Origin of the sequence: Pseudomonas sp. HLS-6 (genome assembly GCF_002753995.1) — a bacterium.
Classification (GTDB): Bacteria; Pseudomonadota; Gammaproteobacteria; order Pseudomonadales; family Pseudomonadaceae; genus Aquipseudomonas; species Aquipseudomonas defluvii.
Map to the genome: position 1 here is coordinate 2,983,287 of NZ_CP024478.1, position 13,468 is coordinate 2,996,754.

11 protein-coding genes are annotated in these 13,468 nt (G+C 60.2%); 5 read left to right on the forward strand and 6 right to left on the reverse strand.

The genetic code is table 11. From position 1 onward, the window contains the following. The first annotated feature begins 21 nt into the window (after positions 1–21). From malQ to CS390_RS13900, 4 genes are all read left to right on the forward strand, one after another. On the forward strand, positions 22–2,091 hold the full coding sequence (gene malQ, locus CS390_RS13885; protein WP_099775081.1) for a 4-alpha-glucanotransferase: 2,070 nt from the start codon (positions 22–24) through the stop codon (positions 2,089–2,091). A 200-nt stretch (positions 2,092–2,291) separates the two neighbouring features. Continuing rightward, positions 2,292–2,546, forward strand: a complete 255-nt coding sequence (locus CS390_RS13890; RefSeq protein ID WP_099775082.1) for a DUF2934 domain-containing protein — start codon at positions 2,292–2,294, stop codon at positions 2,544–2,546. Positions 2,547–2,694: 148 nt separating this feature from the next. Then, the gene (gene glgX / locus CS390_RS13895; protein ID WP_099775083.1) at positions 2,695–4,848 is read left to right on the forward strand and encodes a glycogen debranching protein GlgX; all 2,154 of its coding nucleotides are present in this window, start codon (positions 2,695–2,697) and stop codon (positions 4,846–4,848) included. 502 nt (positions 4,849–5,350) lie between these two features. Then, the gene (locus CS390_RS13900; protein WP_099775084.1) at positions 5,351–6,418 is read left to right on the forward strand and encodes an autotransporter outer membrane beta-barrel domain-containing protein; all 1,068 of its coding nucleotides are present in this window, start codon (positions 5,351–5,353) and stop codon (positions 6,416–6,418) included. Positions 6,419–6,492: 74 nt separating this feature from the next. Here CS390_RS13900 and glgB read toward each other — a convergent pair whose 3' ends face one another. From glgB to CS390_RS13930, 6 genes are all read right to left on the reverse strand, one after another. Further along, on the reverse strand, positions 6,493–8,703 hold the full coding sequence (gene glgB / locus CS390_RS13905; RefSeq protein WP_099775085.1) for a 1,4-alpha-glucan branching protein GlgB: 2,211 nt from the start codon (positions 8,701–8,703) through the stop codon (positions 6,493–6,495). A gap of 157 nt (positions 8,704–8,860) precedes the next feature. After that, positions 8,861–9,049 (reverse strand): DUF2892 domain-containing protein, encoded by a 189-nt coding sequence (locus tag CS390_RS13910; RefSeq protein WP_065757671.1) that lies wholly within the window; start codon positions 9,047–9,049, stop codon positions 8,861–8,863. Between the two features lie 13 nt (positions 9,050–9,062). Further along, the gene (locus CS390_RS13915) at positions 9,063–9,482 is read right to left on the reverse strand and encodes a DUF6691 family protein (RefSeq protein WP_099775086.1); all 420 of its coding nucleotides are present in this window, start codon (positions 9,480–9,482) and stop codon (positions 9,063–9,065) included. Between the two features lie 2 nt (positions 9,483–9,484). Further along, positions 9,485–9,919, reverse strand: a complete 435-nt coding sequence (locus tag CS390_RS13920; protein WP_065757673.1) for a YeeE/YedE family protein — start codon at positions 9,917–9,919, stop codon at positions 9,485–9,487. Beyond that, positions 9,916–10,242: a helix-turn-helix transcriptional regulator gene (locus tag CS390_RS13925; protein WP_065757674.1), complete on the reverse strand. Its 327-nt coding sequence runs from the start codon at positions 10,240–10,242 to the stop codon at positions 9,916–9,918. The genes CS390_RS13920 and CS390_RS13925 overlap by 4 nt, the downstream gene beginning before the upstream one ends. Before the next feature lie 124 nt (positions 10,243–10,366). Further along, positions 10,367–12,055 (reverse strand): AMP-binding protein, encoded by a 1,689-nt coding sequence (locus CS390_RS13930; protein WP_065757675.1) that lies wholly within the window; start codon positions 12,053–12,055, stop codon positions 10,367–10,369. 228 nt (positions 12,056–12,283) lie between these two features. Between CS390_RS13930 and CS390_RS13935 the strand changes: the two genes are divergently transcribed. Then, positions 12,284–13,447, forward strand: coding sequence for an isovaleryl-CoA dehydrogenase (locus CS390_RS13935; RefSeq protein ID WP_099775087.1), 1,164 nt, complete (start codon positions 12,284–12,286; stop codon positions 13,445–13,447). The last annotated feature ends 21 nt before the right edge of the window (positions 13,448–13,468 follow it).

Consider the following 13,468-nt stretch of genomic DNA (forward strand, 5'->3'; position numbering starts at 1 on the left):
TCCGGGCACCGGAGCCTTCCCATGACTGACCACGCCTTGCTCTTGCTGGCGCACCGTGCCGGCCTGCAAGTGGACTGGACCGACGCCAACGGCCGTCAACAACGGGTCACCGACACCGTCCTGCGTAAAATGCTGGCCGGGTTGGGCCATCCGGCCGACACCCCAGCAGCCATCGAGAAGAGCCTGAGCGCACTGCTCAAAGCCCATGACGCCAAGCATCTCCCTCCCCTGTTGACGGTGGATCTGGGGCAGCCACTGGACCTGTCGCACTACTTTGCCGCAGGCAGCACCTGCCAGGTGACACTGGAAGACTCGCATCAACAGTCGCTGCAACTGGACGCCCACGCCATGCTGCCCGGCACGCTGCCAATCGGCTACCACCAGGTGGCGATCGACGGACGTACCTTCACCCTCGCCGTTGCACCTTTGCGTTGCTACAGCCTGGCGGATGCCTTGGGCACCGATCATCCACGCTGCTGGGGGCTGAGCGCTCAACTCTATAGCCTGCGTCGCCCGGGTGATGGCGGTTTCGGTGACTGCCTGGCACTGGAGGCGCTGGCACGCAGTGCCGCCGAGCGCGGTGCGGATGCCCTGGCTATCAGCCCGGTGCATGCGATGTTTGCCAGCGACACTGAACGCTACAGCCCCTACTCACCGTCCAGCCGACTATTTCTGAACAGCCTGTACGCTAGCCCGGCGATCATTTTTGGCGAGCGTGCCGTACGCCAGGCAAATGAACAGATCGGGCAAGAGGAACTGCAACGCCTCGAAGACCTTCCACTGATCGAATGGCCCAGTGCCGCGAAGGCCAAGCAGCGCCTGCTAGAGGCGTTGTACCGAGACTTCATCCAGCAGGAACATCCGCTGTACAACGACTTCCAGAGCTTTCGCGACACCGGTGGTCAAGCCCTGGAGCATCACTGCCGCTTTGAAGCCATGCTGGAGGCCGCCGCTGAACGCGGCATGGACGCTGACTGGCGACATTGGCCGAAAACCTGGCACAACCCCTACAGCGCGGAGGTCGCAGCCTTCGCCGAGCAGCACGCCGAACGGGTTACTTATCACGCGTTCTGCCAATGGCTGATTACCCGCAGCCTTGAACGTGCCCAGGACGCTGCCCGCAGCAACGGCATGAGCGTTGGCCTGATCAGCGACCTGGCCATCGGTGCTGACGGTGTTGGCAGCCAGGCCTGGAGTCGCCAGGACGAACTGTTGGCCGACTTCAGCATCGGCGCGCCGCCCGACCTGCTCAACCGTGCCGGGCAGAAGTGGGGGCTGTGTGCGTTTTCGCCTGAAGGACTGCGGCGCAATGGCTTTCGCGCCTTTATCGAGATGCTCAGGGCCAGCTTTCAGCATGCCGGGGGCTTGCGCATCGACCATGTACTGGGCCTGCAGCGGCTCTGGCTGATCCCCTTGGACGCCGAAGCAGGTGACGGCGCCTACCTGCACTACCCGCTCGACGACCTGTTGCGCCTGCTGAGCCTGGAATCAGTGCGACACAAGGGCATTGTGCTGGGTGAAGACCTCGGCACCATACCGGAAGGCTTGCGCGACAAGCTCTCCGCACGGGCCATACTCGGCCTTCGTGTGCTGTTGTTTGAGCAGCATGGACATGGCCAGTTCAAGCCGATCCTTGATTGGCCAGACGATGCGCTGGCAACCAGCAGCACCCACGACCTGCCACCGCTGGCCGGCTGGCTGCAGGCCCGCGACATCGATTGGAACCAGCGCCTGGGGTTGATCGACGCCATCACCGAGCGGCACTGGCGCGAAACCCGCGTAGCGGAATGCAAAGGCCTGCGCAGCATTCTGGAACAGAACTACCACCAGTCGCTCCCGGACAGTGATTCGCTCATCGATGCCTGCGTACGCTTTATCGGCCATACCCGCGCGCCGCTGGTGCTGCTGCCACTGGAGGATGCCTTGGGTATTGATGAACAGCCCAACCTTCCGGGTACGGTCAGCGGCCATCCCAACTGGCGTCGACGCTTCGCCCTGAACGCCGATGCCTTGCTCGATGACCCGGACGCCGCTCGCCGCCTCGAGCTGCTGGCGCAAGCCCGTGAACAAGCCTTCGAGCGTGACAGATGAATTCAACCCCGGCGATCTCGGCGCTGCTGCACAGCGGTTTGCCTGCCACTGCAACACCCCGCTTGATCCCGGCACAGAACCGGGACAACACACCTGTGCTTCTACCCTTTGTCTTGTCCTCTGCCAGCTGTTCGGGACGTGCTGACACATTTCCCGTCAATCTCGTTATCCAGCCTATCGCCTGAAACAGGAGCATCAAGATGAGTGTCGAGGAAAAACGCATTAAAGAATTCGCCTACCTGATCTGGGAATCGGAAGGTAAACCCGACGGCCAGGAGCATCGCCATTGGGAAATGGCACGCAAACTGGCTGAAGCCGAAGCACTGGCACCCAAGGCAAAACCGCGCAAACCCAAAGCTGCCGCCAGCGCCCCCTCGCGTGCCAGCCCCCCAAACGCTGACAAGCCAGCGTCGGTGAAAAAACCACGCACCACCAGAAAGCCTGCTGCACAGTAAGCGCACTGCAACGTCGGCCTGCCGCTGCACAGGCCGACGTATGTTCGAGCAAGCGACAGATGAACGGTGAGTGCGTCCGTTGCAGGCACAACATGGCCCGGAACTGCGACCGCCACCACCCACCGGCCCCCATGAAGCAAGGACCTCCATGACGACACGCAAGCCCGCTGCGCCACTCCATGAACCTTCGCGATTGCGTGAGGGCCTGCCCTATCCGCTGGGTGCCACCTGGGATGGCCTGGGTGTCAATTTTGCACTGTTCTCAGCCAACGCAACCAAAGTTGAACTGTGCCTGTTCGACGCTGACGGTCAGGTGGAACTTGAGCGAATCGAACTGCCTGAGTACACCGACGAGATCTACCACGGCTACCTGCCCGACGCGCATCCAGGGTTGCTCTATGGCTACCGTGTGCATGGTCCCTACGCGCCGGAAAACGGCCACCGTTTCAACCCCAACAAACTGCTGATCGACCCCTACGCCAAACAGTTGGTCGGCGATGTGCGGTGGTCCGAAGCGCTGTTTGGCTACACCATCGGCCACCCCGACGGCGACCTGAGTTTTGACACCCGCGACAGCGCGCCCTTCGTGCCCAAGTGCAAGGTCATCGACCCGGCCTACACCTGGGGGCGCGATCAGCGCGTCAACGTCCCCTGGGATCGAACCCTGCTGTATGAGGCACATGTACGCGGCATCAGCATGCGCCATCCGGCCGTGCCGGAGACCCACCGCGGCACCTTTGCCGGTTTGATGTGCGAGGCGTTGTTGAGCCATATCAAACAGCTGGGGGTTACCTCCGTTGAACTGCTGCCCATTCATGCATTTGTCAACGACCAGCACTTGCTGAAAAAAGGCATGAACAATTTCTGGGGCTACAACAGCATCGCGTTTTTTGCCCCTCATCAGCGCTATCTGGCCAGCGGCAAAATCGCCGAATTCAAGGAGATGGTCGCGCACCTGCACGATGCAGGGCTGGAGGTCATACTCGATGTGGTCTACAACCATACCGCCGAAGGCAATGAGCAAGGCCCGACCCTGTCCATGCGCGGTATCGACAATGCCTCCTACTACCGCCTGATGCCCGATAACAAGCGGCTCTATATCAACGACTCAGGCACCGGCAACACCCTCGACCTGAGCCACCCGTGCGTGCTGCAACTGGTGACCGACTCCTTGCGCTATTGGGCTGGCGACATGCACGTGGACGGGTTCCGCTTTGACCTGGCGACCATCCTTGGTCGCTACCATAGCGGCTATGACGAACGTCACAGTTTTCTTGTTGCCTGTCGCCAGGACCCACTGTTACGTCAGCTCAAACTGATCGCCGAGCCCTGGGACTGTGGCCCCGGAGGCTATCAGGTGGGCAACTTCGCTCCCGGCTGGGCCGAGTGGAACGACCGATTCCGCGACACCATGCGCGCCTTCTGGAAGGGTGACGAGGGCCAGTTGACGGACTTCGCCTCGCGTATGACCGCCTCCGGCGAGCTGTTCAACCGACGTGGCCGACGGCCTTTCGCCTCAGTGAACTTCATCACCGCCCACGACGGTTTCACCCTGCGCGACCTGGTGTCCTATAACCAGAAACACAACCTGGACAACGACGAAAACAACCAGGACGGCAGCGACCACAACCTGTCCTGGAACCATGGCGTCGAAGGCCCTACCGACAACCCCGAGATCCGTGCCCTGCGCATGCAGCAAATGCGCAATTTCTTCGCAACCCTGCTGCTGGCCCAAGGCACCCCCATGATCGTCGCGGGCGACGAGTTCAGCCGTACCCAGCACGGCAACAACAACGCCTATTGCCAGGACAGCGAGATCGGCTGGGTCAACTGGAACCTGGATGAAGAAGGCACAGCCCTGCTCGACTTCGTCAAACGCCTGACCGCACTGCGCCGGCACTACCCGGTGCTGCGCCGTTCGCGCTTCCTGGTGGGCACATTCAATGAAGCCCTGGGTGTCAAGGATGTCACCTGGCTGGCAACCGACGGCAACGAAATGACCACAGAGCACTGGCATGACCACCAAGGGCGCTGTCTGGGCATGCTGCTGAACGGACGGGCACAGGCCAGCGGCATCCTGCGCCCGGGGAACGACGCGAGCGTGCTGTTGATCGTCAACGCCTACCACGACCCACGCACCTTCACCTTGCCGGCAGTCCCGGATGGCAACCACTGGCGCTGCCTGCTCAATACCGCCCGGCCTGCGGAGGGCAAGACCAGACGGCTGGCGTTCGGCAGCAAACTGAAGGTCAGCGGCCGTTCTCTGGTGTTGTTGGAACTGCACGCTGCCGAGGATGCGTGATTTCGGGCGTGCTGATCTTCGTCGAGGCGGCAGGCTCGTTTTTTTAGTTTTTACAAATCAGATAGTTAAGCTTTTTCGCACGCCTTGATCATTTTTCGTACCGAAAGACACGAAAAGTGCGCAACAAGGAACGAGCGCGCCAGGAAAGATGCAACACCGTTGCAGTGCACTACCCGGAAGCACTCCTTAGAAATGATTCGAAATAGCCAGCCCCGTTGAAAGACCCACCGGGGCTATCAAAAATGAAGAAATCATAATTTTCAGCACATTAGATGCTCCAACGCACCGCTCACGACACTTTCACAATTTCTTGACGCCCGCCTTGACCTCTCCTTAGCTTCAGGGAGTGAAACCTTACAGAATTTCTCATTCCGAGCCTCTAGCTCGCGGTTTTTAGCGCAAGCCAGAGGTAGGTTTGCTGGCGCGTGTCGCCCTCTGATTTTGTTGTACAGCCCGTGACATTCAGCCAGGCCATTGGCTGTTACAACAGAGGAGATCCGCCATGAAAAAAACATCGAGTCCTTCGGGCTTTGAGTATGTTTTCTATGCGGTTTCCACGTCGCTGCTAATCGCAACCCCTGTGGAAACCCATGCAGTGAGCCTAGAGGATAACGATTCGTTCTACGCACAATCGGCGGACCTGCCGGTTGTGTCGCTGCAACCGGTCAGCGTTGCGGGGTTGAGCCTGAGTAGCCTGAGCGGCTTCTCTGGACGCCAGGCTGAGCGAGCAATACAGGTTCCGCAGGACAGCATTGCCAGCCAATGGGCGCAGTTCCTTCCATCCCCTGGCAAGCCTGCAGGCACTGCACCGTACAACCTTGACGCGCCGAACCAGAACCTGCAGATCAGCCCCGACCTGTTCGTCCGTGAAACCAGTGATGGCAATACTCACCGCGCTGGTTTCTTCGTCGGTCACAGCAACTTGCAAAGCCGCTTTGATGGTATGCGCCCACGCGGCAGCGAACCGAAGAATGCGGTCAAGCTGGAAGGTGAAAGCCTGGGGGTCTATTGGAGCATGACCCATGACCAAGGCTGGCATGTGGATGCTGTCGCCATGGGCACCCGCTTCGATGCCAGCGGCCGCAACGAAAGCGGTACTCGCCTGGACGGTACAGGCCATGCGCTAACCCTCTCGGTAGAAGGTGGCTACCCCATTGGCCTGGGTGACAACTGGGTGATCGAACCACAGGCACAATTGATCAACCAACAGTACTACCCCGGGAACCCTAACCAGGCCGAAATGCTGCAAAGCCACGACAGCCTGCCGAACTGGAGCGGACGCGTCGGCGCGCGCTTGTCTGGACGCTATGAGGTGCGCGGCATGCCGATCGAGCCCTACGTGCGCACCAACGTCTGGTATGACTTCTCCAACGCCGACACCCTTAGCCTCGACAAGGTAGACAAAGTCAGCAGTAGCCGCAGCTCTGCCACGATTGAACTGGGGATGGGCCTGGTCGCGCGAATGACACCCAAGGTGAGCCTGTTCGTCAGTGCCGACTACAGCAGCGTTGTCGACGATAACGCCCTGAATGGCTTGATTGGCAATCTGGGTATACGGGTGCGCTGGTAGTGGCGTGGCCCCATCGTCGGCAACGCCGGTCCTGCATGGGGCTCGGCATACCAGCCCCAGCAGGCGGTAGGCGGCTATGCCGGACGCAGGATCAACACCGCCAGCGGTGGCAGATTCAGTGCCAGTGACCGCGCTTGCCCATGGCTGGCAATCGGCTCACTGGCCACGCTGCCACCATTGCCGTAATTGGACCCGGCATAGCATTCGGCATCGCTGTTGAGCACCTCACGCCAGTGCTCACCGCAGGGTACACCGATGCGGTAGCCCTCACGCGGCACAGGGGTGAAGTTGGCGACCACCAACAACGGCTCACCTTTCGCGCTCCAGCGCAGCCAAGCGTAGACACTGTTGTGTGCATCGTCACCGATCAGCCATTGAAAGCCGCCTGGCAGGCAGTCCTGCTCATGTAACGCGCGCTCCTCGCGGTACAACCGATTGAGGTCCCCCACCAGACGCTGAACGCCCAGGTGCTCGGAGTACTTGAGCAGGTACCAGTCCAGCTCACTGTCGTGGTTCCACTCACGCCACTGGCCGAATTCGCAGCCCATGAACAGCAGCTTCTTGCCTGGATGCGCCCACATGAAGGTCAGGTACGCCCGCAGGTTGGCAAACTTCTGCCAACGGTCGCCCGGCATCTTGTCAATCAGAGAGTGTTTGCCATGCACCACTTCGTCATGGGAAATAGGCAGGATGAAATGCTCGGAGTAGGCATAGATCAGGCCGAAACTCATCTCGTTGTGGTGGTGCACGCGGTGCACCGGATCGTTCTGGATATAGTGCAGGGTGTCGTGCATCCAGCCCATGTTCCACTTGTAGGAAAAGCCCAGCCCGCCCTGCTGAGTCGGCTGGCTGACACCGGGCCAGGCCGTCGACTCTTCAGCGATCATCAGCGCACCCGGCACTTCCTCGGCAACCACCGCGTTCAAATGCTTCAGGAAGTCGATGGCCTCAAGGTTCTCACGACCACCATGACGGTTGGGTATCCACTCACCTTCGTTACGCGAATAATCGCGATACAACATCGAGGCCACCGCATCGACCCGTAACCCATCAATGTGGAAGTGCTTGAGCCAGTGCAGTGCCGAAGCCAGCATGAACCCATGAACTTCGGTACGGCCAAGGTTGTAGATCAGCGTATCCCAGTCCTGATGAAAGCCCTCCAGCGGGTTGTCATACTCATACAGTGCCGTACCATCAAAACGTGCCAGGCCGTGGGTGTCGGTCGGGAAGTGTGCCGGTACCCAATCGAGAATCACACCGATGTCGGCCTGATGGCAGGCGTCGATAAAGGCAGCGAAATCCTCGGCCGAACCGTAGCGTGCCGTGGGCGCAAACAGCGACAACGGCTGATACCCCCAAGAGCCGCCGAACGGATGCTCCATGATCGGCATCAGTTCAATATGGGTAAAGTCCAGGCTCTGGATGTAGGGGATCAGGCGCTCGGCCAGCTCTCGCCAGTTGTAAAACCTTGCAACCTCACCCTCATCGTCCAGCTCGCACTGCCAGGAACCCGCATGCAGTTCATAAATTGACAATGGCGCATCGGTGGCCTGGCGAGCACTGCGATTCTGCATCCAGTAGTGATCCTGCCAGTCATGCTGCAGGTGCCCAGCCACCTTCGACGCCGTGCTCGGTGGCAGCTCCGTGGCCCGGGCCAAGGGGTCGGCCCTAAGCGGCAGGATCCCTTCATGGCCGAGAATTTCGTACTTGTATGCCTCGCCGGGATACAACCGAGGCACGAACACTTCCCAGACCCCGCTGGAATGGCGCAGGCGCATCGGATGCCGGCGTCCGTCCCAGTTGTTGAAATCACCCACGACAGAGACCCGCCGGGCATTGGGCGCCCACACCGAGAAACACACACCATCAATACCGTCCACCTGCATCGGCTGCGCACCGAAACGCGAGGACAGGTCGCGGTGATTGCCTTCGGCGAACAGGTAAAGGTCCATATCACCCAGTAGCGGGCCAAAGCTGTAGGGGTCTTCGGTGATTTGCTCGTCGCCCTCCCAACCGATCTTCAAGCGATAAGCCTGTGCCGTACCGATACGCCCGGTAAACAGTCCCTCTACGTCACCCTGCACCAGGTCGGCGAGCACCTCATCACGGTCACGGGCCAATACCTGTACCGTCAATGCCTTGGGCAGGTAGACCGTGACCCACTGAGCGCCGGCACCATCAAGGTGCGGCCCCAGGACTGCAAACGGATCAGCATGTTCGGCCTTTACCAGCGCCTCGATATCCCGTTGGTCAAGCCGCCCCTGCTCCCGCTTGTGCACGCTCATCTACTGCTCTCCCAGGTACTGATAAGCCCATGCAGACCATGCAAGGATACGGCCAACCGCTTGGGCGGTCGGCGTCATGAGCCCCTGCACCAGCCAACACCCTGGCAGCAGCATAGACGACTGAACGCAGCGTGCGCGCTTGATATGCGCACTGGCGTTAACCGCGCTTGCAGGTATTGATACCCAACAATGCGTACGCCGGGCAAAAGCGGAAAATACCGGTCAATACCGGCACTACGCCGATCCAGCCCCAAACGCCGATCACCCCGGCCAGGCTCAGGCCGATGAGGATCAGGCCAGCGATAACACGCAGGCTACCGTCGATGGTTCCAACATTTGCGTTCATGGTGATCTCCCGATCAATGCGCGCGCCGACGCTCCAGCGCCGCGAACAGCAACATGCCGGCCAGCATGGCCAACACGAAGACAACGCTTTGCCAATGCCCGGTTAACAACACTGCAACCGCCGGCCCCGGACAGATACCGGCAATTCCCCAGCCTATACCGAACACCAGACCACCGACGATCAAGCGACGATCCAGCTCACGCTTGACCGGCAGTTGCATGGGCAGGCCCAGTAACGACGTCGAGCGCTTGCGGGCCACGCTCATAGGCACAAAGGCCACAGCTATCGCTCCCACCATCACCAGTGCCAGCGAGGGGTCCCAGGCACCGCCCAGGTCGAGAAACGCCAGTACTTTGCCTGGGTTGGCCATCCCCGCCAGCAGGAGCCCGATACCGAACAACAGCCCTGCAAGAAACGCTGTCAGCTTGTTCATGCTCAACCTCCCCATAGATGACGCAGGACAAACACCGTGGCAAAACCACTGGCCATGAAACACAAGGTTGCCACCAGCGAGCGCCCAGACAACCGTGAGATGCCACACACCCCATGGCCACTGGTGCACCCGGCGCCATAACGTGTACCGATACCAACCAGCAAACCGGCGCTGACCAGACCAAGCACCCCGTTCTGGAACTCAAGGCTTGGCAGCGCAGCAAAAAGCCCCCAGACCAATGGCGCGACCAGCAGCCCCAACAAGAACAGCGCCTTTTCGCCACGCCCCTCGCCGTCGCGCTGCAACACGCTACCCAGCAGGCCGCTGATACCGGCAATCCGCCCGTTGGCAAGCACGAACAGGCTGGCCGCCAGGCCAATCAGCGCGCCACCGGCCAGGGATGAGCCTGGTGTGAAATGTAACCAGTCGATGTTCACGAAGCCTCTCCTGCACAGAACAGTTGATACAGCGTATTGATCACCGCCAGCGCCGCCGGGCTGCTGATCCGGTAATAGATCTGCTTGCCTTCACGGCGGGTGGCAACCAAGCCCTCGCGACGCAACACCGCGAGCTGTTGCGACAGCGTCGGTTGTTGAATGCCCAGCAGTGCCTCCAATTCACTGACATTGCGCTCGCCCTCGGTCAGTTGGCACAGCAACAGCAGACGATCCGGGTTGGCCAGGGCCTTGAGCAACTGACTGGCCTGGTCGGCATTGGCATGCAGTTGCTGGATATCGAGGGGCTGCACGTGGCTATTCATGTCAGGCGGGCTATTCAATTAAGACAATAACAATCTATTACTTTATATAGTGTATGGCAAGCAAAACGCCACCGGGAGGCGACATTGCATCGCTCCTTGGTGGCGTCTGCTGATCGACGTTGATTTACCCGTTGTTGCCCTGACGCGTGCGCAGCTCCTCGATACTGATTTCGCGCATGCGGAACTTCTGCACTTTCCCGGTAACGGTCATCGGGAACTCGTCGACAAAGCGGAAGTAACGCGGTGTCTTGAAGTGCGCAATACGGCTCTTGCACCACTGCTGCAGCTCGACATCGCTGGCGCTGTGGCCCGGGTGGAACTTGATCCAGGCCACGATTTCCTCGCCATAGCGGTCATCCGGAATGCCAATGACCTGCACATCGGCCACCGCGGGATGGGTGAAGAAGAACTCTTCCAGTTCGCGTGGGTAGATGTTCTCCCCGCCGCGGATGATCATGTCCTTGTTGCGCCCGGCTATGCACACATACCCCCGCTCATCCATCGTCGCCAGGTCACCGGTATGCATCCAGCCTGCCGGGTCGATGGCATCACTGGTTGCCGACGGGTTGCCCCAGTAACCGAGCATGACGCTGTAGCCCCGGGTACAGAGTTCACCAATCTGCCCACGCGGAACGACGCAGCCGTGCTCATCGATGATCTTGCTTTCCAGTTGCGGCTGGGTGCGCCCTACCGTGGTCACCCGCAGCTCCAGCTCATCGTCCGGCCCGGTCTGCAACGACACCGGGCTGGTCTCGGTCATGCCATAGGCGATCTGCACTTCACTCATGTGCATCTCATTGATGACCCGGCGCATCACTTCAATCGGACAGGTCGCACCAGCCATGATCCCCGTGCGCAGGCTGGAGAGATCGAACTCACCACGTTGCGGGTGATCGAGCAAGGCAATGAACATGGTCGGTACGCCATACAACGCCGTGGCCCGCTCTTCACTGACCGTACTCAGGGTCAGCAATGGGTCGAAGGCATCGTTGGGGTAAATCATGGTGCTGCCATGGGTGACGCAGCCCAGGTTACCCATGACCATGCCGAAGCAATGGTACAGCGGCACCGGGATCACCATGCGGTCGTGCTCGGTGAGCCCCAGGCTTTCACCCACCATGTAGCCATTGTTGAGGATGTTGTAATGGCTCAGCGTCGCGCCTTTCGGGAAGCCGGTGGTGCCGGAGGTGTACTGGATGTTCACCGGCTGATCGAACTGCAGGCTGTGCTGACGGGCCAGGTACTCCTGTTCACTGACACCCTCGGCCAACGCAGCCAGATTACCCCAGGCGAGAAAACCGCCCGGCGGTTGTGCCGCAAGGCTGATCACGCCGTGCAGATCCGGCAGACGCTCACTGTTCAACTGACCAGGTGCCTGATGTGCCAGGTCAGGCAACAGCTCGCCGAGCATCTCATGGTAGTTCGAGGTTTTGAACGCATCGGCACAGATCAGCCACTGGCAGCCTGACTGTCTGAGTACATACTCCAACTCACTGGTGCGGTAAGCCGGGTTGATGTTGACCAGGATCACACCGACCTTGGCACTGGCGAATTGGGCAATGCACCACTGAGCGCAGTTTGGCGCCCAGATACCCAGTCGATCACCGGTTTTCATGCCCAGCGCCATAAACGCTTTGGCATGCTGGTCGACACTGTCAGCCAGTTGCTGCCAGGTGTAACGTATCTGCTGGTGACGCACCACCAGGGCCTCACGATCAGCAAAGCGTGAGGCCGTGTGATCGAAAGCCTGGCCGATGGTCTTGGCCAGCAAGGGTTTGTCCTGGCGGCCCTGGGTGTAGCTCGGTTGATTCATGGCGGTCCCTTTTTGTGTTTGTTCTGGGAGCGGATTCAAGCGGCTCTTACTCTGGCGAAAATTTACGTTAACGTAAAGGTCATGGTGCGATTGACAGTTAACAGCGGCAGGTTTACGTTAACGTAAAGGTTAGAAATGAACGGCCACGGTACTGGCCAGTCGCTGAAAAGCCTGCGACACGGACCTCATAGAACACACCTCCCAAGAACAACCATTAAAGGTGCCAGCATGCGTTATCCGACCCTGAACTTTGCCCTTGGCGAAACCATCGACATGCTCCGCGACCAGGTCCAGGCCTTCGTTGCGGCGGAACTGGCGCCACGCGCCGCGCAAATCGACCACGACAACCTGTTCCCCGTCGATATGTGGCGCAAGTTCGGTGACATGGGCCTGCTCGGCATCACCGTACCGGAAGAATATGGCGGTGCTGGCCTGGGCTACCTGGCCCACGTGGTAAGCATGGAAGAAATCAGCCGTGGCTCGGCCTCGGTCGCCCTCTCCTATGGTGCGCACTCCAACCTGTGCGTGAACCAGATCAACCGTAACGGCACCCACCACCAGAAAACCAAGTACCTGCCGAAACTGATCAGCGGCGAACACATCGGCGCACTGGCCATGAGCGAACCCAACGCCGGTTCCGACGTGGTCTCGATGAAGCTGCGCGCTGACAAGCGCGGCGACCACTATGTACTCAATGGCAGCAAGACCTGGATCACCAACGGCCCGGACGCCAACACCTACGTGATCTACGCGAAGACCGATCTGGAGAAAGGGGCGCACGGCATCACCGCCTTTATTGTCGAGCGTGACTGGAAAGGCTTCACCCGCAGCAACAAGTTCGACAAGCTGGGCATGCGCGGCTCCAACACCTGCGAGCTGTTCTTCGACGACGTCGAGGTGCCGGAAGAAAACATCCTCGGCAGCCTCAACGGTGGCGTCAAAGTGCTGATGAGCGGCCTGGACTACGAGCGCGTGGTACTGTCCGGCGGCCCGACCGGGATCATGCAAGCCTGCATGGACATCGTCGTGCCGTACATCCATGACCGCAAGCAGTTCGGCCAGAGCATCGGCGAGTTCCAGCTGATCCAGGGCAAAGTGGCTGACATGTACACCCAGCTCAACGCCAGCCGTGCCTACCTGTATGCCGTGGCCCAGGCCTGCGACCGCCGCGAGACGACCCGCAAGGACGCTGCCGGGGTGATCCTGTACAGCGCCGAACGCGCCACACAGATGGCCCTGGACGCCATCCAGATTCTCGGCGGCAATGGCTACATCAATGAATTCCCTGCCGGCCGCCTGTTGCGCGACGCGAAGCTGTACGAGATCGGTGCCGGCACCAGCGAGATTCGCCGGATGCTGATCGGTCGCGAACTGTTCAACGAATCCCGCTGAGCTGCGATAAGGAAAAGGCGC